The organism is Mucilaginibacter sp. UYCu711, assembly GCF_050433825.1.
Classification (GTDB): domain Bacteria; phylum Bacteroidota; class Bacteroidia; order Sphingobacteriales; family Sphingobacteriaceae; genus Mucilaginibacter.
The window spans coordinates 39,376-59,725 of sequence record NZ_JBNPWM010000006.1 but is presented as its reverse complement, the minus strand read 5'-3'; the positions used below and the strand labels follow the sequence as shown (position 1 = coordinate 59,725).

22 protein-coding genes are annotated in these 20,350 nt (G+C 45.8%); 5 read left to right on the top strand and 17 right to left on the bottom strand.

Features of this window, described 5'->3' with window-relative positions; translation table 11 throughout:
• Position 1: 1 nt before the first annotated feature.
• From traJ to ABIB50_RS13645, 14 genes are all read right to left on the bottom strand, one after another.
• Complete coding sequence (traJ, locus tag ABIB50_RS13710; RefSeq protein WP_429380331.1) at positions 2–1,129, bottom strand: conjugative transposon protein TraJ; 1,128 nt, start codon at positions 1,127–1,129, stop codon at positions 2–4.
• Positions 1,130–1,136: 7 nt separating this feature from the next.
• On the bottom strand, positions 1,137–1,790 hold the full coding sequence (locus ABIB50_RS13705) for a TerB family tellurite resistance protein (RefSeq protein ID WP_429380329.1): 654 nt from the start codon (positions 1,788–1,790) through the stop codon (positions 1,137–1,139).
• An 18-nt stretch (positions 1,791–1,808) separates the two neighbouring features.
• The gene (locus tag ABIB50_RS13700; protein ID WP_429380327.1) at positions 1,809–2,462 is read right to left on the bottom strand and encodes a hypothetical protein; all 654 of its coding nucleotides are present in this window, start codon (positions 2,460–2,462) and stop codon (positions 1,809–1,811) included.
• 25 nt (positions 2,463–2,487) lie between these two features.
• Positions 2,488–3,168 carry a conjugal transfer protein TraI gene (locus tag ABIB50_RS13695; RefSeq protein ID WP_429380325.1) on the bottom strand — a complete coding sequence of 227 codons (681 nt, stop codon included), beginning with the start codon at positions 3,166–3,168 and terminating at the stop codon, positions 2,488–2,490.
• 2 nt (positions 3,169–3,170) lie between these two features.
• The gene (locus tag ABIB50_RS13690) at positions 3,171–5,621 is read right to left on the bottom strand and encodes a TraG family conjugative transposon ATPase (RefSeq protein ID WP_429380323.1); all 2,451 of its coding nucleotides are present in this window, start codon (positions 5,619–5,621) and stop codon (positions 3,171–3,173) included.
• Positions 5,622–5,651: 30 nt separating this feature from the next.
• A complete protein-coding gene (locus ABIB50_RS13685) occupies positions 5,652–6,455 on the bottom strand; it encodes a hypothetical protein (RefSeq protein ID WP_429380321.1) in 804 nt (267 codons plus the stop codon).
• Entirely contained in the window at positions 6,452–6,787 is a 336-nt protein-coding gene (locus ABIB50_RS13680; RefSeq protein ID WP_429380319.1) for a DUF4133 domain-containing protein, read from the bottom strand. The genes ABIB50_RS13685 and ABIB50_RS13680 overlap by 4 nt, the downstream gene beginning before the upstream one ends.
• 20 nt (positions 6,788–6,807) lie before the next feature.
• Positions 6,808–7,236, bottom strand: a complete 429-nt coding sequence (locus ABIB50_RS13675) for a hypothetical protein (RefSeq protein ID WP_429380317.1) — start codon at positions 7,234–7,236, stop codon at positions 6,808–6,810.
• Positions 7,237–7,242: 6 nt separating this feature from the next.
• A complete protein-coding gene (locus ABIB50_RS13670) occupies positions 7,243–7,674 on the bottom strand; it encodes a DUF1896 family protein (protein WP_429380315.1) in 432 nt (143 codons plus the stop codon).
• A gap of 9 nt (positions 7,675–7,683) precedes the next feature.
• Positions 7,684–7,968, bottom strand: a complete 285-nt coding sequence (locus ABIB50_RS13665; RefSeq protein WP_429381002.1) for a DUF4134 domain-containing protein — start codon at positions 7,966–7,968, stop codon at positions 7,684–7,686.
• Between the two features lie 260 nt (positions 7,969–8,228).
• A complete protein-coding gene (locus tag ABIB50_RS13660; RefSeq protein WP_429380313.1) occupies positions 8,229–8,708 on the bottom strand; it encodes a hypothetical protein in 480 nt (159 codons plus the stop codon).
• Positions 8,709–8,919: 211 nt separating this feature from the next.
• Positions 8,920–9,609, bottom strand: coding sequence for a hypothetical protein (locus ABIB50_RS13655; RefSeq protein WP_429380311.1), 690 nt, complete (start codon positions 9,607–9,609; stop codon positions 8,920–8,922).
• A gap of 195 nt (positions 9,610–9,804) precedes the next feature.
• On the bottom strand, positions 9,805–11,187 hold the full coding sequence (locus tag ABIB50_RS13650; RefSeq protein ID WP_429380309.1) for a cysteine peptidase family C39 domain-containing protein: 1,383 nt from the start codon (positions 11,185–11,187) through the stop codon (positions 9,805–9,807).
• 41 nt (positions 11,188–11,228) lie between these two features.
• The gene (locus ABIB50_RS13645) at positions 11,229–11,807 is read right to left on the bottom strand and encodes a hypothetical protein (RefSeq protein ID WP_429380307.1); all 579 of its coding nucleotides are present in this window, start codon (positions 11,805–11,807) and stop codon (positions 11,229–11,231) included.
• Positions 11,808–12,026: 219 nt separating this feature from the next.
• Here ABIB50_RS13645 and ABIB50_RS13640 point away from each other — a divergent pair, with 219 nt between their 5' ends.
• The 5 genes from ABIB50_RS13640 (at position 12,027) to ABIB50_RS13620 (ending at position 14,500) form a co-directional block, all read left to right on the top strand.
• Positions 12,027–12,809, top strand: a complete 783-nt coding sequence (locus ABIB50_RS13640) for a rhomboid family intramembrane serine protease (protein ID WP_429380305.1) — start codon at positions 12,027–12,029, stop codon at positions 12,807–12,809.
• A 116-nt stretch (positions 12,810–12,925) separates the two neighbouring features.
• Positions 12,926–13,237, top strand: a complete 312-nt coding sequence (locus ABIB50_RS13635) for a helix-turn-helix domain-containing protein (protein WP_429380303.1) — start codon at positions 12,926–12,928, stop codon at positions 13,235–13,237.
• 116 nt (positions 13,238–13,353) lie between these two features.
• The gene (locus ABIB50_RS13630; protein WP_429380301.1) at positions 13,354–13,560 is read left to right on the top strand and encodes a helix-turn-helix domain-containing protein; all 207 of its coding nucleotides are present in this window, start codon (positions 13,354–13,356) and stop codon (positions 13,558–13,560) included.
• A gap of 48 nt (positions 13,561–13,608) precedes the next feature.
• The gene (locus ABIB50_RS13625) at positions 13,609–14,043 is read left to right on the top strand and encodes a MauE/DoxX family redox-associated membrane protein (RefSeq protein WP_429380299.1); all 435 of its coding nucleotides are present in this window, start codon (positions 13,609–13,611) and stop codon (positions 14,041–14,043) included.
• A gap of 133 nt (positions 14,044–14,176) precedes the next feature.
• Positions 14,177–14,500, top strand: a complete 324-nt coding sequence (locus ABIB50_RS13620; protein WP_429380297.1) for a hypothetical protein — start codon at positions 14,177–14,179, stop codon at positions 14,498–14,500.
• A 36-nt stretch (positions 14,501–14,536) separates the two neighbouring features.
• Here the strand turns inward: ABIB50_RS13620 and ABIB50_RS13615 are convergent, their stop codons facing one another.
• The 3 genes from ABIB50_RS13615 to ABIB50_RS13605 are packed head-to-tail and all read right to left on the bottom strand — an operon-like array spanning position 14,537 to position 20,311.
• Entirely contained in the window at positions 14,537–15,907 is a 1,371-nt protein-coding gene (locus ABIB50_RS13615) for a RagB/SusD family nutrient uptake outer membrane protein (protein WP_429380295.1), read from the bottom strand.
• Between the two features lie 10 nt (positions 15,908–15,917).
• Positions 15,918–18,986 (bottom strand): SusC/RagA family TonB-linked outer membrane protein, encoded by a 3,069-nt coding sequence (locus ABIB50_RS13610; RefSeq protein ID WP_429380293.1) that lies wholly within the window; start codon positions 18,984–18,986, stop codon positions 15,918–15,920.
• A gap of 29 nt (positions 18,987–19,015) precedes the next feature.
• Positions 19,016–20,311 (bottom strand): TlpA family protein disulfide reductase, encoded by a 1,296-nt coding sequence (locus ABIB50_RS13605; RefSeq protein WP_429380291.1) that lies wholly within the window; start codon positions 20,309–20,311, stop codon positions 19,016–19,018.
• Positions 20,312–20,350 lie beyond the last annotated feature (39 nt).

Here is a 20,350-nt window from a genome sequence, read left to right as displayed (position 1 = left end):
GTTATGATTTATTGGGTGAGTTACCGGACAGCTTGCCTTTGCCAAAATTGTTGCTGTCCCCGGCGGGTGAATTATTGGTTTGCGGCGTGTTGGTTGGTTTGTTTAAGTTAGAGCTTTGCATCATCACGCCGCCGAGATAAGAGATCGCCATGGATGCCATGCCACTCGCTTTACTGGCCAATGAATGGCCACCAACGTTCATGATGTAATTAGCAATGCCCGGCACTGTGAAATAGCCGACGATACCGATGAGCAGAAAGATGAGATATCCGGTGTTGGTATTGCCCAGGTCGTTGCCGCCCAGGTTCCCCGAATCGGCCGCGATAATCATATTCAGCTGTATCTTGGCTATGATAGCGCCGAAGATATTGGCGACGGGCAACCACATAAATACGTTGACATACCTGGCCAGCCACTGTTTCAAACTATGCTGAAAACCATCGAAAATGGATAAGCCGAAACACAGCGGCCCGATGATCGCCAGTACAATCAGTTTAAACGTCCGTATCGTGTCGAGGCAAAGGGCTGCCGCCTGGAACAGTACATTCAGCACTTCTGCAATAAACTTCCGTGCCCAGTTTTTGATGCTCCAGCCGGAAAAGGCGTCGGCTATCGGGTTGCTATTACCGCTATCGCCGCCACCCGGATGGCTGTATTGATACCATTTATCGGGATCATTGTTGGATTCGTTGGGCGCCGCCGCTTCGCTATCTGCTTGCGGGCGGTCCTGCAGCAAGCGCGCGATCGCTTCATTGGAATTGGTCACCATGCCCTGCGTCGCGGTGACCACCGGTTGCAATAGGCCATTGATCAGCCCCATTACCGCCGGGAAAACCAGGATACAAAAACCGATAGCGAACGGCCGTAATAAAGGATAGACATCTACCGGCTCGGAAGCCGCCAGATGTTTCCACACCTTGGAACCGATAAACCAAAGGGTCGCGAAACCGGCAATGCCGCGTGCGACACCGATCAACCCGCTGCATAAAGGCAGCATTTGGTTGTAAAGCTGGGCGAGTACACCCTGCAATCCGTGCAGGTCTTCGGCGACGCCCTGCGCTTGTGAAAATAAAGGCATAAGCGTGGCTGCGATCGCTGTCAAAGCGAATTTTAAGATTTTGTTTTTCATAGGATTGTTAGTTGATACCGTACATACTTTTGACACCCTGCCGGTCAGCTTCCGCCCGCGCGCGTTGCCCGGACATTTGCGCCGCCTGATCGTTAAATTTGCGCAGGTAACTCAGCTGGTTATGGCTCTCCAGGCAAATGCGGTCAATGGCCGTCAGGCGTTCCGCGTCACTCATCCGCAGCTCGCTGTCCGTGACGACCATGGCCAGTTCGTTGATATTTTTCAGACTGGCGCTGATCAGGTTATTATAAACTTTTAACATATAGTCCAGTTCGCCCGGGGTGAAATGTTTATCCTGCCGGAAGCCGCCAAAGGCCTGTTTGTATTCCCTGACCAGCGCGGCCTGGTTATTCAAGATATCACTCACCCGCGGGTATTTCCGAACCGCGGGACTGACCAGGTAGAGACCGTCTAAAAAAGCCTCGTGTAAACTAAAGTTTCCCTGCGCCACGCTTTTTACCGCGCCGTAGCCTTTGGTCAAAACACCATAGCCATTATACATTTGCCCCAGGATATTTTTCAAGCCGGCCAGCTTTTGATAGTCCAAAGCCAGTTGTTCAATACAATCCGCTATCGACTGTGCACTGCTGCAAACGGGCAGCGCGATCAGGAATAACAGCGCCACCAGCGCCGTTTTGATCTTGTTCTTTATCGCTTTCACTTTGTTCCCTCCTTTTGTTTATTGAATACCATATAATTTTCTGATCTGCTCCTTTTCTCTTTGGAGATCTTTCCTGCTCAGCGCGAGTTTGCGGCATTTAGCCGTGAAGTAACCGGCAAAGGCCGCTTTATCCTTCATCGCTTCATACAGATGGTCCAGCCTTTCCAGGCGTTCCGCATCGGTCAGTTGCAGCTGGCCGGGGGTCAGCACTTGTTTCAGTTCGTCCATATCCGGTTTCGCTTTGGCACGGAGATTATCACCGATCTTTTGCAGGTAAGCGATTTCCGGGGCGGATAGTAATTTTTGTTTCCGCTGCCAGTTGAGTTCCGTTTGAAACAGGCTGATAATTTGCTGATAGTAGTCACTGATCGCTTTACCCTTCGGATCATCGCTGATCGCCGGTGCGACCAGTTGCAACGACGTGAGGTAATTACTATGCAGCGAAAAGGTGCCGTTCTTCAGCTGGTTCGCTGTCGTCAGGCCCTTGTCCGCGATCGTATAGGCGGTTTTAATACCGTTCAGGTACAATTGATAACCGGCGATCTGTTCAGCCATCAATTTTTTCTTATCGGACTGCTGGCTAAAAAAGCCGCCGAGGAACTGCGCGCTGGCGCCGCCCGAAAAAAGCGAGCTAACCGAAATAAGTAAAAAGGTGATTTGAAAATATTTCATATGATGTTGTTTAATTGTCACAGCCTTAGCGGCCCAGTCCATAGAGGTCTTTAATACTTTGGCGGTCCTGTTCATCCCCTGAGCGCATCAGGCTCAGCCCGACATTCTGCCGGTTGAACTGCCGGAGATGATCGAGATTGGTTTGCATGGCTTTACTGGCCTGGCTGATCCGTTGCAGGCGGTCGGCATCATCCATTTGGGTGGTCAGCGAACTGACCGTTACCAGCAGCTCATCCAGGGTACGCAGGCTCTCTTGCAGGATGCCGCCGTAAATATTGCCCATGTATTCCAGCTCTTTTGGCGAGAAGTGGCGGTCTCGGTTAAAAAGCGCCGACGCCTGGCGGTATTCGCCGGTGAGTTGCAGCTGCCGGTTCATAATGCTTTTGATCTCCTCATAGTCGGCGATGGCGCGGCGGACTTTGGACAGTTCCTGGTAATAGCCGGCATACAGATCCTTTTCTTTATTCAGCCAGCCGGAAATATTGGTCAGGCTGCTCAGGTGCAAATTGTTCTCCAGTTGCTGCTCGGCGTTTTGCAGCGCGATAGTTTGGTTTTGCAGCCGCTGGACCTTCAGGTCGAGCGCGATGATCACTTTTTTGATAATACCGGTGATCAGGCTGACACCGGGAATTTGCGCGCTGCTCTTTAGCGGTGCGCCTGCGAGGCCAAAAAAGGCCAGCAATAAAACAATGAGGTTCTTTTTCATAATTAAGCTTTGGGGTTTGAATTCATTTCGGTCACTAAGGCGGCGATACCTTTTTCAACGCTGCCGTATTTCAGCGCGTAGTCCTGCACCTTTACCCGCTCACGGCCCTCAGTCGTAAAAGCAAAATATTCTTCCGGGCAGAGTTCATTTTTGTAAACTTTCAGGACCTGCCCGCCGAGATCGATGAAGATCTCGCGGTTGTCCTTATTGACCGATAAGAGTATAGTTTTCCCTTTATCCGATAAGCCCAGCGTGTCCTGCAGTTTGCCGAACTTGCCCTGGAACTTGCGCATGTCCATCAGGATCTTGATATCCGCGTTATTGATGATCGCGTCCTTGATCACCGGCGAATTGATCAGGTCGTCCAGTTCCTGCGTAATGACAATGGGGATGCCGTTAAACTTCCGGATCGTTTTAAAGGCGTAGCGCAGGAACTCGGCCATGCCGGATTTGGCGATGGCTTTCCAGGCTTCGTCAATGGTCAGCACTTTGCGCGTTCCCTGCAGCTTGCGCATCTTCGAAATAAATAGCTCCATGATGATCAGCGTCACCACCGGGAACAGGATCGGGTGATCCTTGATCTGGTCAAGCTCAAACACGATAAAAGGCTGGCGCAACAAATCCAGGTTCTCGCGGGCGTTTAATAAATAATCAAACTCCCCGCCGGCGTAATAAGGCCGCAGTACATACAGGAAATTATCCATGTCGAAATCGCGCTCCTTCACCCGGTGGCTTTTCAATACTGCTGTGTAGGTGGTTTCCAGGTATTCATAAAAAGTATTGAAACAAGGAAAGATGTTTTTATCCCCGGCCAGGTGTTCATAATAACCTTGAAGCGCGTTGGATAAAGCGACATACTCCGCCCGGTTGAACGTTTCGTTCTCTTCTTTCCAGAGCGAAACCAGTAAAGCTTTTAAACTTTCCTTCTTTTCGGTATCCAGCACCTCGCCGTCACTCAGGTAAAAAGGATTGAACTTGATGGGATTGGTTTCTTCATAGGTGAAATAATAACCACCCACCAGTTCACACAGCCCTTTATAACTGCCGCCGATATCCACCGTTACACAATGCGCCCCCTGGTCGAATAGCGACCGGAGGATATGATTAGACGTCATGGATTTACCGCCGCCACTGGTTCCGCAGATGAGCGTGCCCATATTGCTGGTAATGCCGTCACGGCGGGGTTTGTTATACAGATCCACATAGACCGGGCTGGCGCTTAAACGGTCGCAGAAACGAATGCCTTCTTCGGGACTGTCGCTACGGTAATTACCTTCCAGGTTAAGGAAGCAAGCGGCCTGTTCGGCGAAGGTGTCAAAAGTATCGTTCAGCGGAAAGTCACCGGCATTACCCGGAATGCCTGCCCACCAGATCTGCGCGGCACCGGCGGTTTCGCGTTTGGCTGCCGCATCCATTCCGGCCAGGGCTGATATCACTTTATTGCTCACCTCTTTGAGGCGGTCGGGGTTCTCCGACCAGACCATCACGTTAAAGTGAGCTTTGACGGGTAACCGTTGCTGGCTGATGGCTTCGTTTAAAAAAGCATTAGTGGCTTCCAGCGAAATGAAATTCTCCCGCGAATAGGCTGATAAGGATTGCAGCCGCAAGCGCTTTTTCTCCAGCTGGCGCAAAGTCGCCTGCGCGTCGCCGACCAGGATATACTGGTTATAGATATGGCTGCAATCGAGTAATAGGCCCAAACCGGCGGCGAAACTTACCGGGAACTTGGTCTGATCGGTGGAGAACGGATCATAAGTGATCCGGCAGCCGCAATGTCCCGGCAGTTGTTCGGCATCACCCAGGGTGTAGACCGCGACTTCCTGGTTACCGATACGGACGCCTTCGGCCAGGTCGATATCTTTGATCAATAGTTGTTCGGGGTTCTCGGATAAATAGCAATAGCGTTCGATCAGGCCTGACCGTTTCAACTGGCTTTGCAGGTCGGCGGCGGTCAGCCGTGTCAGTTTCACCAGCCGGGTATCTTCCAGCAGGCGCTGGAACTGGCGGCTGATGTCCAGGAATTCTTCGACGGCTTCGGCCCTTAACAAAGCCTTGGGAACCAGGTTGGGACGCAGCAGTGATGAAAAGACCGAGCTGCTTTTGACCCGTCCTTGCGGCTTTTTAGTCAGGTAAACCAGGCTATCCTGTTGCAGGAAATGCCGTCCCCGGAAATGACGGGCGCTGGCTTTAGCTAAGAATCCTTTGGCTTGTCCGGCGGCAGTTTCATGGACTTTTCGGATGAACCAATCCTGTTTATGCAGCACGCTGTCTTTGGGTAACAATTTAATGGCTTTGACCCAGGCCTGGTGCAGGTTCTCATAATCCTCGTCTGACAAGGTAAAGATCTCGGGCAGGCTCACGCGAAAGCCAACGGTATATTCGCTCTGCTTGGACAGGATGCAATCCTGTTCCACCCCGAGTAAGGGCATAATGTCTTTTAATTCTTTTTCCATCTCACTGATCGTTCTGTTGTTGAATTGCGCTTAAAATTTGGGGCGGTTCCGGGGTTTGATTTGCTGTACGTTTTGCTGGTGGTCTTCCGTTAAGGCCTGTTTGTTGCGCTGGATCAGCGCCGGAATGCCGGTCTCACTCAACGGGATGATCTCGGCCTTCAGATCTTTTTGTATCGGATAACGGCGCAGCAGCTCGCGCTCGTCGATGCCATAGATCCGGGCGGCGCTGACTGGGTCCAGCCCTATCTCTGCCGGGATGATGATTTTGACCACCTGGTCGGGCAACTCCAGTATTTTGGGATCAATTTCGACGATCTGCTTGGTTATGGGATGGTAAAAAGCTTCGAAATGATCGCCGTCTTTATCCAGTTCAAAACGCTTCAGGCTGAGGATCGGAAAGAAATTCACGGCATGGCGGAGTTCCTCCATACGGAGGTCGACAATAAAATGCTCGCCGTGAATATCAATTTTGGGTAATAAACCATGACGACGCATGGCCAGCAGCTGCTGGTCAACCATTACCTCGAAGTCGGGTTTACCTTTGAGTTCTTCGACGGTGCAGTCATATTTTAGGGCCATTTGTTCCGGCGCGAGGGTGGTCAGCTGCGGCACCCGGATAAGCCGGACCTGGCTATCGGGCATGTTCTCTTGTGCCACGCTATTGATTCGGGGGTCGTAACGCAGTTCATAATGAGTCTGGAGATCTGCCATATGGTTGATAAAGGAAATTTCATTCTCCGGGCGCTGAAATTCACGCAGCACCTGCTTATCGATGTCAACAATAAAATGGGTATCGCCAATTTTATAAACCGGCCTTACTTTGAGCTTGTTCATTTGCTGTTCTCCTGTTTGGTGACGTATTGAAAGATTTTACGGCTGTAAGATTTAAGTACTTTGGGCACCCGCCGGCGGGCGGCAGCTTTCATCAGGCCGTATTCACCGTACTTACGACTGAGCCGGAAAATCAGCACGCTGCCATAAGCCGCCGCTGAGCCGGTTACCGTGACACTGATGAGCGTACCGGCGCCACAGATATAAAGCGCGGCATAGACGATCAGCAGGCCCATGACCAGCCCGCCGAAATACCAGATGTATTGCGCGCGGAGCCCTTTGAATTCGATGCTTTTATTAATGCCTTTATTGATGGTATAGATACTGTTGTTCATGGCGATCGCTTGTTGAGTATTTAAATTCGTTGCCCTCTTGCCGGTCGGAGTTTCGCGGGTTCGGCTTCGTGGCCGAGCGCTTCGCCGTTTACCTGTTTGGCCCGCAAGGTTCGCGGGATAATTTCAGGAGTATAAAAAGCGGTCGAAATGCTGCCTCGCAGGGATTGCACGGCTTCGCGGTAGCCAGCTTCATCAAGATTATTCCGCAGGAGTTCATGGAGTTCCATCATGGAGGGATAGCGCTGCAGATCGCTTTTGGAGGCGTTGCGTTTCTCCCCGCCTTCCCGGGCGCCGGCCAGGAACAGAATGGCTTTCAACCCGCCGAAGCCGGCATATTTACGCAGGGCAATAACTTCGGTTTCCGTCGGCTGCCTACCATCACGGTAAGCCAGCGCGATCCGGATCGCTTCGATGTTGTCCCTTAGTTTTTGCAGCGGTTGAAAAGCCATCGTTGGTTAGCGTTCGAAGTATTCGGCGATCATACCCATGAGCGCGTGTTTAAGTTCGTGGCTGTCTTCGTTCGTCTCGCCGAACGCGAAGACCTCGAAAATGGGTTCACAGCCGCCGACCAGGTTGATCAGTTCATAGGTGAGGATGCCGCTTTGGCTGAAGGCTCTGAAGTCGGCTTCAAACTCTTCTTCCAGCAAATCGCGCAGATAAGAAAAACGGGATGGCCGGAGGTCACGGGTCAGTTCTTCGAGACATAGCGCTTCGATGACATAGGCGGGTCGGTTTTCTCCTTCCAGCTGGCTAATCAGTTCTTTAACCGAGTCCACTTTGGTTTCGAGGTAATGATCCAGGCGATGGTCTTCCTGCAGGGCGATCAATAGGTCGGTCTGGTGGTTGAGCATATAGCTGTGCAGGTGGCTGATAAGTTGTGTTTTCATAGCTGTAGTTTATATCCCAAAGAATGATTTGATAATGGTAGCCACGACCACCAGGAAGATGCAGGAGCCGAACCAGGCGGCAGCGACCTTGGAGGTATCCTGGTCACCACCATTCCATTTTTGGTAGACCTTGACGGCGCCGATGAGACCGACGATGGCGCCGATACCGTACATCAGGCTGGTGCCGGATTCAAAATAGCTCCTGACCTGGGTATTGGCCTGCTGGATGCCGGCGTTGCCGTCCTGTGCAATGGCGGTAAAGCTGATAATAGCTAAGCCTGCGCAGGTAAGCATTCTTTTAAGGGTTTGATTGGTTAGTTTTTTGCACTTCTCCATTTCACATCTCTTTTTAGTTGATTTTTTCACAAATATTTCCTCGTGCGGCCCTGAAATGGCTCCATGGCTGCCAGAGTGGGCTGCCTCGTTCCCCCATTTCCGGCGAATGATACTACAGAACCGGGGCGGGACAGCTGAACTCTTGATTTAGCCGCGGTTGCTTTCCCTTGGCCCCGATCCGCTAACCAGCGGGCCGGGGCGGGGAAGCGGCACGCGCGCTAAGCGCTCCACCACAGGTCTACCTCACTTTCGCTCAGCAGCGCTGTGCCTGTCCTTTCACATTGCTGGATAATAAAATCTATGATTAGCTCACGGTCGGACGAGGCGGCTATTTCAGGGTAATCGTTTAATATCTTTTTCAACTGCGGGATGAGAATTGCTGATGCAAAGGGTTTGCCGACGGCGGCTTGTATACATTTAGCTAGTAGTACTGCCAGCGCCCCCGTGTCACTGATCAGGTCAGGCTTAACTTGTATAGCATGATCGGATATGGCTGGTTGGACGTGTTCTTCTGCCTGATATTGTAAGGCGGCAGGCAAACCGTCATTGCTGGTGATTTGGCCGGTTAGGCGTTGATAGATCGTTACAAAATCATCTCGGAAAAACTTAACAGCGATGATGACGTAACAGGCAGTTAAAATTAAAAAGGCGATTTGGAGGTAGGCTTCCCAGCTGAGTTGATGAAGTAGTTTGTTCATAGTTGCGCTATTTTAAATGTGGTTAATGTTCTGTTGGGACAAAGGTGGCAGCTTTGGCCTTGCGGGTAAAGTCCAATTTTGCTTGGGTCCTTTTTGGGTCCCTGGTACCCTACTGATAATCAGCGCAATGAATTTTAGAAAAAGACTTAAACTAATTATAAGGCATAAAAAAGCCAGTCGTTTAATGGCGGCGGGTTAGTATTGTGAAGAGTTAACGGTAGCCTTTGATCTGGGCGATCATCTTTTCCAGTGTTTCGATGGCGATATCTTTGTCGCGGTCCTCGGGCCGACCGGCATGGCTGCGGATGGTGTCCCAAGCGACTTCATCCTTCCAGGGTGTGGCGATAAAAGGCGCGATGGCCTTGCACACCTTACGGAAAGATTTGCCGATGATAAGCTTGACATCAAACGCTGCGCGTATAAGGATGCCTACCTGGTCTGCACTAAGGGCGCACAGAACCTTGGTAAGCAGGCCGACGGCGTCTGGGGTCTCATCAAGCTTTGTAGTAGCTGTTTCGGGCAGGTAATTTGGATAGCGGTTATGGAGCCCCCGCTCCATTTCATTGAGCAGACTCAGTAACTCGGTGGCGACAGGTCTGAGTTTGCTATTTCTGGGGTAACGCTGCAAATGCTGCTGTAGTTGAAGTTGCAGTAGCCGGACGGCCTGGTCATAGTGGCCTGCAACCACCTTGATGTGGTCGCTGGAGTAAAGGCAGAACGCTTGTGTTTTAAGGGTATTAGTGATTCGGCTAAACTCCTCTGGCAAACGAAGGTGGATCTGTTGGAGTTCATCCGTACCTAAAGTCTTTGGATTGGTTTTATCCGGATTGAATAGCACTTCAACGAGTTCATCAAGCCAAAAAAAAGGGTAATTACTGTCATAGGCTGTTCCACTGCTCATATCCGTTACATTTTAGGTAAACATTGTATTTTCTCCGTTCAAAACATAAGTCATCTAATCGAGATAGACTTTTTGATAATTCTTTTCTAAGCAGTTCAATTTCAGATTTCATAGGAATTATGTTCACATTAGACAATAAAATTTCATCCCGGTTTTATTTCAACCGCGTAATGTCAATCTGAATAATATTAGAGCTCAACAGCGCTGATAGCGGTCGGCCAGTGTAGCGCCTTCAAAAATGGTTCCGAGTGCGTTTGCCACCTTACTCTGAAGGACGGTAAGAAAATAACTGAGTACTACGACCGCGATCAATTTATCATACGAGATCGCACTTACACGGTTAGCATATAAACCATAAGCAAATACGGTTAGCACGTTAGTCGTCGCGATACATTCGTTCCAGAATCCTTGTTTAACCAACTTGTTCGCAAACTCACTGGTAAAGGTCATTGCTTGTTGATTAGCAGACATGAATTGGTCGATCTGCTTGTTTTCAAGATTTTCGCCAACCGGAAAGTTCAGCCCAGCTAATAAAGCCGTTTCTAGGTACCCAGTATGCCATCTTAACTTGGACGTATCGAACAGTGTGGATAATGAACCAGCGACTGATAAATAACCAGTTAATAAAAGACACAAAGTATTTATTAAACCGGAAATAGGTTCATAATACCAGAGGCCAGCTAATATAGCTATGATCAATGTCCCTTCCCCTATTAACGCCGTTACAAATGCGGTAAGCGCATTTTGAATTTTACGAATATCTGTGATCGCCATTTTGATACCCGCTTCACTATTCCCGGGGGTGTTTCCAACTAGCTTAAATAGCTTTTTGAAGATGATCGCATTGAGTTCAAGGCTCACAGCAGCATTCAATTTGATCAACACCCGCTGTCGTATATAATTGATCACACTTTTAAATAAGGTGATCAGCAACAGCAAAACCATTAACGAAACGATTAGGCTCAATTTACTATCAGTGATCGAGGTAGTAATTCCCCTTTGAAGCATCCAGGAAAACGCAATGCCAAGAATTAATGAAAAGGCATTTAGTAGCGGGATATTAAAAAACATTACCTTTTTGAATGCCTTGAATCGAAGCAGCGAATATCCCAATTGTGGTTTTATAGATCGTTCATGCGGGATCAATTCGTCAAAATACAACGCGGTCCTGCTCACCCAGATGGTTTCCAAATCGAATTGAGTAATATAATTCAATCCGATAGCCGGGTCGCCTATCAGGTAATCCATATGGTCACGACGTTTTGTTTTTCCGAAACATACAATATAATGGTCCCGTCGCTTAGCGTCCTTGGTATGTAATATACATGGCCTGCTCAATTCCCCAAGCGATCTGACATCCATCCGAACGCACTTGCAAGATAATTCCTGTGCTCGAGCAAGGTCATGCAGAGCAAGCAAGGAAAGGCCATCTACCGGGACTGGTGTCCGTATGGAAAGCGAATAAGCGTCATGAAACCTTCCGGTGTAGTTAAGGATCATGCTCAAACAGGCGATCCCGCAATCGTGCGGCGCCAATTGCGATGTGTAGTAATTTCTGTAGGCAAATAATTTTTTCATGGTAGTTTATTAATTGAAGTGATAGAAAGATAGGGTTTGGATCAGCCCGTTGCCGGAGATATCATAAGGGAAATAAAAGTCACCAGCGATATCCAGATCAAAAGTGCGGGGACATAGGATTGCACAACGATCTTTAAGGAGGCATCGTAGTTTAGGTCAGTGACGTTACGGATCCCATAGGCAAGGAAAAACCAATAGAAGACCTCGAAAATATTAAACGTTTGAAAAACATAATACCAGTCTGCAGGCACATTTGGAAAGAGTTCCAATAAGGAGCCGACGGAATATTTGTTCCAGCCTAACAAATTGCCATTAGGGAACGTATAAGAAAAAAGTACGATCTTTAGCATGGAGTGGACGAAAAGAACAGTTTCCGCGATAACTGTTATTTTAAAAATATCATACATTGCAACTTCATGATCGTTTAGATAAAGCGCAGTATGTAATATCAAGCTGATGATCGCCAGCTTTATCAACAAATAAAAAATAGCGGACAAGTAGATCCACTTTTGTAAGTTATCAAAAACTGCCTGGCCCTGCCCCGGAATGCCAAACAAAGGATCTCCACTATTTTCATAAAACCCTGTAGTTAAAATATAGTGATCAGTGTAAAAGATCATTAAACAGGTAATTGATATCCCGATTCCCAGGCATAAAAGGCCATTTCGCATTAAAAACTTCATCGTCGTAGATTTTGAAGTAAAATTCCGAGGGAACAGGGCCATTTACAATTACAGGAAATTATAAATTATTAGTAAATGTGATTGCGAATTAAAAAATGATAATCTATGTATACCTTATCGAATACTATCAGGAACATTCCGTTAACACTGTCGGTCATGTCCGTCATTTTCATTGGGATGTCGATAACCACTTTTTCGAAAAAGCTTCATTTAAAGTTTATCCTGCATCCGGTCAGTATTTTCAGACATTCCGAGTATTATAGATTGTTCACCTCTGACCTGGTGCACAATGATATCGGCCATTTCCTCTTAAATGAGGTAATGGCGTTTTACGTATGTGGTGATCTGGAAAGAAACTTACGGTCGAGATCAGCGCATGGCAGCTTGTTATTGCTGATTATTTATTTGGTAAGCTTTGCAAGCGGGATCATTTATACGACGTTTCGTCACCGGCGAGACTTTGATTATTCAAGTGCTGGTGCATCCGGCAGCATCATTGGGTGTATGATGAGCTTCATGATATTAGCACCGAGTTACATTGCGCTTTATCTACCCCTAATCGGTGGGATCAAAAATATTTATGCAAGTTTGATCGTGCTGATTGGCTTGATCATATATAAAGTACGCAGCGGTAATGAGTTAATGGATCATGAGCGCCATTTTTTCAGTGCTTTGGGAGGAATACTGATCACGCTGGTCTTATTCCCAGGCGTGTTTATAAAAAAAAGACCCCGGGAAATATCCCGGGATCAAAAGGGAACCTACCACCAGGCGAGGCAGGAAGGCCCGGTGGCAGCAATTACGGCACCCACGGCAGAACCAACTCCGCCAAAAAGGCCGCCAATGGTCGCGGAGACCACAATGTTGTATCCGCAATCGGCTGCACCGGCTTTTAGTTCACCAGCTTCTTCAACAGACAAATATTTCATGGTATGGTAATTAAGTTTCTTCCCACTATTGAGAATTGCGGTAAAGGTCAAGCCGCGGGCTGGCGTCGACAAAAACCTGAACTTGTAATTTATTATATTTGCTTATAGGATAAATGATATACTGCCATGGATAACATCGGAGAAAAAATAAGGATACGTCGGGTAACGAAAAGTTACAGCCAGGAATACATGGCCTTTATGCTGAACATATCGCAGGCAGCCTATTCTAATCTTGAACGGGGCGAAACAGCCCTAACGTTGACCAGAGTTTACGAGATCGCAGAGATATTAGAAATGTCACCTTTTGAATTGATGCCCAAACCTAAATTTGGACTGGGAATAAACCATGTTGCGTTTATCAAAACAATCAAAAAACTGCAAGCAACGCTGACTGCCCATGTTAAGGCACGAAAAAAGTTGACCTTTCCGAGCCGGTAACTGCTAGACACAGTGCCATATTCAAGGTATTTTTCAAATAAATTATAAGCTACGCTTATAGTTTTTTCCCTGACAATAGCTCAATTTCATCGTCCGATCCTGACACCGGATGAATTATGGATTACAGAAGCTATGAAAAACGCCTCGATTACATTTTAGAATTAATCCAAAAGAATCGCTTTCGCACGATCGCTGCGGCCGCAGAGCGCTTCGGCTGTAGCACGCGTACCGTCAAACGAATGCTCGATCACCTCCGTGACCGCGGTCTTGATATCCGGTACGACCGTCTTCAAAAAAAATATTACATCAAAGTAAAAGAGTGACATATTCTGACTGTAAGGGTCCTATACCTTTGACTTAAGGACACAATTATGAAGACAGTTAATAAAACAATTTTAGATATCATCATTTTTTTACTCATCATTCTTTGGGTTTATTCTGCCTCAAGCAAGTTGTTAGACTTTGGACATTTCAAAGTACAAATGTCTGCACAGACGATTCCGCTTTGGATGGCTAAAGGTCTGGTTTATACGCTTCCGCCATTGGAAATCGTCACTGGTATCTTATTGTTAAACAAAGGCACGCTAACCATCGGCTTGTACTTATCGGCTATAATGATGGCAATATTTACCGGCTATGTAGGTTTGGTCATTTTACACTTCTTTAACAGGATCCCGTGCTCTTGCGGAGGTGTGATTGCATTCCTTGGTTGGAACGTTCATTTTCTATTTAATCTATTTTACTTGCTGTTAACGATTTGGGGAACATATATTGTTTACAGGGAAAGGAGGTCGCAAGGCGTTTAAAAATAGAAGGGTTGTGGTTTGCTGGTCAGGCCATAACAAGGGGGAGCTGAAAACCTCAACGAGTAAGCAATCGTTTATTTTATTAACTTAAAGTTTTTCAAAAGCTTTTTGATCTATAAAAGCTTTCAACAACATGAAAAAGAACATCATTGGAATTTTAGCTGTAATCATCGCATTAAGCGCAAGTGCTTTTACCGTACCTCATCAAGCGGAAAACAAAAAATTCACCGATCTGAAATGGTTTAATATAAGTGGATCTGTAGCGGCAAGTTCGCCAACGCCCTCAGCTAACGCTACCTACCGTTCAGGTGATGACGGTCCGTCCGCGCCGACGAACTCTTGTGCAGGCACCGGAAAACAATGTGTTTCTGGTTATGACGCTAGTCAGGTGGATCCCACTACTAACATGCTAATTGGAACTTCACAAACTCCGGTAACAGTGGTTGAGAAACATTAGAAAAAAGAAGGGAGCTGTAAAGGCTCCCTTCTTTTTTTAATACCCGGGATTTTGAGTTAATTTTGGATTGGTATTTAATTCAGCTAACGGCACGGGGTATAACAAAGCGTTACTATTCCAACCTGTTTTGTTACCTAAAAGCGCTGGTGCTCTACCTGTTCGCTTTAAATCGAACCACCTGTTACACCATTCACAAAAAAGTTCAGTTTGCCTTTCCTTTTCTAAGGCTAAGAGCATTGTTGATTTATCTGCAGCGGTAGTTCTGGCAAGCCCAGCTCTTTGTCTTACTACGTTTAGATCTGCTGTTGCCCCAGTCAAGTCTTCAGAATTCGCTTTTGCTTCTGCCCTGATCAGGTAGATTTCTGCCAACCGAAATATAATGGAGTATTCAGAATTCGTGCCTGATACTAACGCCAGTTTATATTTGTAAGGATATGGATATAATACTCCGCCTGTTGCGTTCCCTTTTATCCAGGCAGCCTTGCGCAAATCTCCGTTTTCAAAGGAGTTGTATAAGGTATTAGCTATCACATATTTTGGCTTAGTCGTATTGGAAGAAGGGATAAAGTAATATCCTTCCCAGGTTGCCCGCAGCGGTGCAACCGGCACCAGGTACCAGATACTTTCCGAACTGCCTGGCAGGAATACGTTGTTAATATTTGCAGTCAAGGTATATTTTCCGGAGTTGATAATTTTGTTGGTCTCTGTAACCGACTTCGTATACTGTTGGGTGTATAGATACACTTTGGCCAGCAATGCAGTGGCCGAATAAAAATTTGCACGTGCCTTAATGGAAGCGTTCGCCGGCAAATTAGCTTGCGCAAATTGGAGATCCGTTACGATCTGCGCATAAACCTGGTCTGCCGGTGCCCTGGGAGCTAAGCGATTTAACTCATAATCGGTTGTTGTAACGATTGGTACTTCACCATATAAATTCAGGAGATTGAAATAAAAAAAAGCCCGAAGAAACCTTAATTCAGCAATCAAAGACATTTTAGAGGAAATCGGGATATTTTCTGAAGCCGCAAGTCCTTCTATACTAGCATTGCATTGATATATATATTTATAAGCGAAAACCCATAATGCCAGGTTATTTGAATTCAGCGGCTGCAGTTTGTAATTGAAAAATTCGGCGCTAGCTTGATCCGATCCTGAGATATAAAGTTCATCCGATGATAGCCCTCCGTATAATGAAAAGCCGCCGTTGCTGAAACTCATGGCAGTTTGCTGCATGGCGGTTTCGTAAATACCCAGGACAGCGGCTCTTGCGTTTACGCTATCTGCAAATACGCCCTGGTATGTCAACTGATTTTTCGGAGGTTCAATGGTGACAAACTTTTTACAACCGGAGGAATTTAGCAGCAAAAAGATACTTATACACACGTATATTGAATTTGATATTTTCATAACGATAATTTTAGAGGTTAATATTTAAACCAAGACTGATAGATTTTAATGGGGGAACGCCGTAAAAACTTTGTGTTTCAGGATCATTACCTTTATAGTGGCTTATGGTCCATAAGTTTTGACCGGTAGCGGAAATTCGTAAACTATGAATATTTAACCGCGATAATAAACGGGTCGATACCTGGTAAGAAAATGATAAAATCCTTATTTTAATGTAAGACGCATCACTGTATGCGCCGGAAGATTGAATAAAATCGGAACCTGTCGTATATTCATCACCATATTGGGTAGATACGCGCTGGATCTCTGCTTGTTGACCTTTGTTCTGCCATCTGTTTACAAAGGAAGCCGGAAGATTTTGCTCGAATCCCGGAGGGTTTGAATACACTTGTGCGAGATAGTTTATACCGAGTTGTTTCTTGAATTCAGCAAAAATGTCAAGTTGAAAGTTTTTATAGATAAACGAATTTTGCAAACCTCCATAAAATTCAGGGTCAGTATTTCCTATGATAATATAGTCATACATGCTGCCAAGGTAAGGTGATTCAGGATCCGTGTTCAAGTGGCCCGCTGCGTCAATGAACTGAAAAAGTCCTGTTGTCGGATTAACTCCAGCGTAGTTATAGCCCGTAACCGTATTCAGTGATTTCCCTACAAAATAGGTAGTTGAGTAGCTGGAGCTTTGCAGATCAGGAAAAGAAAGCAACTTATTTTTTGGTAAGGTTAAGTTAAAGGAAGTTGTCCATTTGAAGTTTTTCGATCTTAACAGCGATGCCTGCACCGAAAATTCTAAACCTGTATTCTGTACTACGGCGTTCCAATTTTCATAAACCGATTGGAACCCTGTTTGGCTGGCTAGTGGGTATGTTATAAGCTGTTTCCCGCTTCTGTTTTGAAACCATGATGCGTTTAGAAGGATGGCGTCTTTTAGGAAACCTAGTTCCAAACCAAATTCGAGTTTTTTTGTCGAAGCCCAGCTGAGGTTCGAATTATACAAATTTTGTGGAGCGTAACCTAAACTCCCGTTGTAGGTATAACGAGTAGGCGCCCACCGGGAGAAATACTGGTAATCCGAGATTGCATCACTTCCGGTCGTGCCGTAACTTCCCCTTAATTTTCCGTAACTAATTAACGGGAAATTATCTTTGACATAAGTTTCTTCGCTAAAGAGCCAGCCTGCACCAACGGAACCAAATGTTCCAAATTGTTTATCAGGGCCAAAGCGACTGGATCCATCCCGCCGGACGTTTAGGTTCAAAAGATATTTGTTATCCCACCTGTAATTCACCCTACCGAATATGGCAGCATACTTGTATTCATTGTAAGCGTCGGAAGCGGAAATAGTTGAAGCACCTGAAATTGAATTTATTAAGGCATCGTTGATATAACCATACCCGTCAGTTTCAGTTTTCAAGTTGCTATTCCGTTGGAAAGTGCTACCAATCAAAATATCAAATGCACCCTTACTTATTTTTCCGGAGTATTCCAGCTGCGGTTCAATGATCCAGGTCAAGTAGTCATTGTTCCCAAACTTAGCCAAGGATGTTGGGTTGTATATTGGATTTTGGGCGGCTATCGGTGTTCCGGAATATTCTTTACTATCATAAACATTATAACCTAAGCTGGTTTTAATCACCAACCCCTTTATCAATTGATATGCCACTAATAGATTACTGTTTAGATTTGTGTTTTGCAGACTATAAGATCGCTTGAGTACCGCGTAAGGATTTGTTGCTGCAACCGACCCTCCGAGTAAAACTCCTTTATAATTCCAAACCAAATTTCCGTTAACATCCAGCGGCTCGGGATAGTCCGGATCGAGCGTACCGACCAATAACAGATTTGGAGTTCCGGATGAGTTGTTCTTGTCATACGAATAGCCTGTTGAAAAGTCCAGGGTAAGCTTTTTCTCCGGGGTCGCATGATGCACGCTGGCCGAAAAAGTTGCCCTTGTGTCTGAAAAGCCACCGGGAAAAATATAAGTATCGCGGTTAAAACCCGAACTGATACGAAATTGAGTACTTTGTGTCCCTCCTGATATACCGGTCACGACGTTGACGCTATGTGCTACGTTCCCAAAGAAAACTTTACGCCAATCTTTATTGCGCGTGGTATCGAAAGCTAGCAGATCCGGTGCATAAGCTGGGCTTCCGTCGGTAAGATTTGGCGTCAGACCATCATTGGCAAAAGCTTCCTTTCGCATTGCCAAATATTGATTTATACTCATCATTGGTTTCGTATTTCCTACAAAACTTACACCATCTTTGATCGTTGTATTAAACTCTGTCTTCCCTGCTTTCCCTCTTTTTGTTGTGATCAGGATTACGCCATTGCCGCCTCGCGACCCGTAGATAGCTGTAGCATCTGCATCACGTAAAACTTCAATACTTTCAATATCGGACGGGTTAAGGCTATTAAAAGGACTGGATCCACCGTAGACATTGTTGTAAGCTGAAAAGTTGCCAGGTGATGTTATCGAGGTAAATTGGTTGACATTACCATTTTGAGTTGCAAAAGGAACACCATCAATTATATAGAGCGGATTGTCCTGCGGATTAATACCGGTGGCCGTAGATTTGAGCGTATTTTGTCCACGAATTTGAACCTGGAAAGAAGACCCGGGTAATCCACTTGAAGCGGTGACGACTAACCCCGGCACCCTCCCTTGCAAGGCAGCAAGTGGATTGGTAATATTTTGTTTTTCAATGTCCTGAGCTGTCACTTTGGTCACCGAACCAACATTGTACCTTTGTGTATTGGTGCCGTAGGCAATGATCTGAACTTCGTCTAACTTGTTTTCTGTTTTTGTAAGAATAACAGATACCTGTTTGGATTCGGTAACTTTCAAATCCAAGGTTTCATATCCTGAAGCAGAAAATCGTAAAACGTTGGTCGGGTTGATTAACGACAGTTTAAAATAACCGTTGTCGTCGGTAGCTGCGTTATTTTTGGTGTTGGTCTCCATTACGAAAACTCGGGAGAGGCCTTCATTACGATCGTTTCGGACAATTCCGGTAATCGTTTGTCCATAGCTCGTCAAGGACAATAATAAACCCAGGGTGATGTATAAATATTTCATGCGTTTTATTTTAAGGTTAAATAATTAGGTCAATTAGGGCGCGCGGCAAAAGCTTTGTCGCTCAGGACGAAATAACTGAGCTTCCGTCTTTCCTTGATCAGGATCAATCCTTGATTTAAAAGGCTTTTTGTCAATTTCTCCCGATCTAACAGATTAGCTGGCAGTTGCAGACATATTTCTTTATTACCACCTGTTTCGTTGATGAACGGGACCTGATAAACACCTTCCAGGGCACTTGTTAAGTCGCTAAAAGGCAGATTAGTAAAGTAGATCGTAGCTCCGCTATTTTCGTATATATTTGTTTCAGCCGTTTGACCTTTATCACAACCGGGCAGCGTTCCACCGGCTTGGAGTTTAATTACGTAGCAGAGCGTATCCCTGTATTCACTGTCTACTTTTAGGTTGAAGTAACTGTCAAGGTCAGCTTGAAGCACTTTTAAACTTTCAGCAAACGGTCGTGGAGAGAAATTTGATTCATAAGTGAATTGCACTTTATCAAAACCCACATTTGCGGCGCTATCCAATAAATCATTATGACCTTTGACAATTTTAAATATTGTCCTGTCATGTTCAAAGTTGGAATACTCGCGATAGGCGAATTTGTAGAGCGAGGTTAACAGGCCGTTATAAATACGGATGGCAGAAACGCGGTGGTTGGGTGCTGGAATAAAGCCGGAAACACTTGTTAGATTTTCAATACGTGGTAATAACAAAGTGCGAAAAATAAATGGCTGCTGCGCTCCACCATTACCATTTATAAATAATGGTTGCCGCAGGTCAAACTTCTTGTCTTTTTTTACAAAGATGGACTGATCTCGACCGCTAATTAATGCGGAAATATTCTCCTCAGTAATATGCTCGGCATCGGTTATAGCAACTACCCTATTGTCTTTGATCAAAACGCAGTGGGGCAATGTTTGATGCGGAAATAGGCTGGTCAATAAAGTGTCTTCCACAATACACGGAAAATAATATTGTGCTACTCTTCTATCCAGAAAATTCTTAATTGATCTTTCGGTATCATGTGTGCTTTTACTATTGACCAGTAAAACCAAGAATTTATCTCTGAACTTTTTTTGCAACGCATAATTTTCCGGAAACTTCACGATACAAGATGAACACCAGGTTGCCCAAAAATCCAGCAGAACCAGTTTCCCTTTAAGATCAGATAGTTTTTTTCTTTCATTTGGATAACCTATAATATTTTTGATCGTTATATCCGATACTAGATCACCGACCTTCAGCGTATGTGTATTAGTTTGAGCTAGAGCGATTACCTTAAAAAAAAGGCAAAACAATCCCACTAAGCATATTTTGAGCTTCATTTCAATACTGTTAAATGGTTAAAAAATTAGATTTACACG

Coding starts and splice junctions, on each gene's coding strand:
- ABIB50_RS13670 (WP_429380315.1), bottom strand. CDS start 7,674: ATGAAAACACAACTTATCAGCCACCTGCACAGCTATATGCTCAACCAC.
- ABIB50_RS13695 (WP_429380325.1), bottom strand. CDS start 3,168: ATGAAAAAGAACCTCATTGTTTTATTGCTGGCCTTTTTTGGCCTCGCA.
- ABIB50_RS13625 (WP_429380299.1), top strand. CDS start 13,609: ATGAAGACAGTTAATAAAACAATTTTAGATATCATCATTTTTTTACTC.
- ABIB50_RS13635 (WP_429380303.1), top strand. CDS start 12,926: ATGGATAACATCGGAGAAAAAATAAGGATACGTCGGGTAACGAAAAGT.
- ABIB50_RS13640 (WP_429380305.1), top strand. CDS start 12,027: ATGTCCGTCATTTTCATTGGGATGTCGATAACCACTTTTTCGAAAAAG.
- ABIB50_RS13680 (WP_429380319.1), bottom strand. CDS start 6,787: ATGAACAACAGTATCTATACCATCAATAAAGGCATTAATAAAAGCATC.
- ABIB50_RS13685 (WP_429380321.1), bottom strand. CDS start 6,455: ATGAACAAGCTCAAAGTAAGGCCGGTTTATAAAATTGGCGATACCCAT.
- ABIB50_RS13615 (WP_429380295.1), bottom strand. CDS start 15,907: ATGAAAATATCAAATTCAATATACGTGTGTATAAGTATCTTTTTGCTG.
- ABIB50_RS13660 (WP_429380313.1), bottom strand. CDS start 8,708: ATGAACAAACTACTTCATCAACTCAGCTGGGAAGCCTACCTCCAAATC.
- ABIB50_RS13610 (WP_429380293.1), bottom strand. CDS start 18,986: ATGAAATATTTATACATCACCCTGGGTTTATTATTGTCCTTGACGAGC.
- ABIB50_RS13630 (WP_429380301.1), top strand. CDS start 13,354: ATGGATTACAGAAGCTATGAAAAACGCCTCGATTACATTTTAGAATTA.
- ABIB50_RS13665 (WP_429381002.1), bottom strand. CDS start 7,968: ATGCTTACCTGCGCAGGCTTAGCTATTATCAGCTTTACCGCCATTGCA.
- ABIB50_RS13605 (WP_429380291.1), bottom strand. CDS start 20,311: ATGAAGCTCAAAATATGCTTAGTGGGATTGTTTTGCCTTTTTTTTAAG.
- ABIB50_RS13700 (WP_429380327.1), bottom strand. CDS start 2,462: ATGAAATATTTTCAAATCACCTTTTTACTTATTTCGGTTAGCTCGCTT.
- ABIB50_RS13690 (WP_429380323.1), bottom strand. CDS start 5,621: ATGGAAAAAGAATTAAAAGACATTATGCCCTTACTCGGGGTGGAACAG.
- traJ (WP_429380331.1), bottom strand. CDS start 1,129: ATGAAAAACAAAATCTTAAAATTCGCTTTGACAGCGATCGCAGCCACG.
- ABIB50_RS13645 (WP_429380307.1), bottom strand. CDS start 11,807: ATGATCTTTTACACTGATCACTATATTTTAACTACAGGGTTTTATGAA.
- ABIB50_RS13650 (WP_429380309.1), bottom strand. CDS start 11,187: ATGAAAAAATTATTTGCCTACAGAAATTACTACACATCGCAATTGGCG.
- ABIB50_RS13620 (WP_429380297.1), top strand. CDS start 14,177: ATGAAAAAGAACATCATTGGAATTTTAGCTGTAATCATCGCATTAAGC.
- ABIB50_RS13655 (WP_429380311.1), bottom strand. CDS start 9,609: ATGAGCAGTGGAACAGCCTATGACAGTAATTACCCTTTTTTTTGGCTT.
- ABIB50_RS13675 (WP_429380317.1), bottom strand. CDS start 7,236: ATGGCTTTTCAACCGCTGCAAAAACTAAGGGACAACATCGAAGCGATC.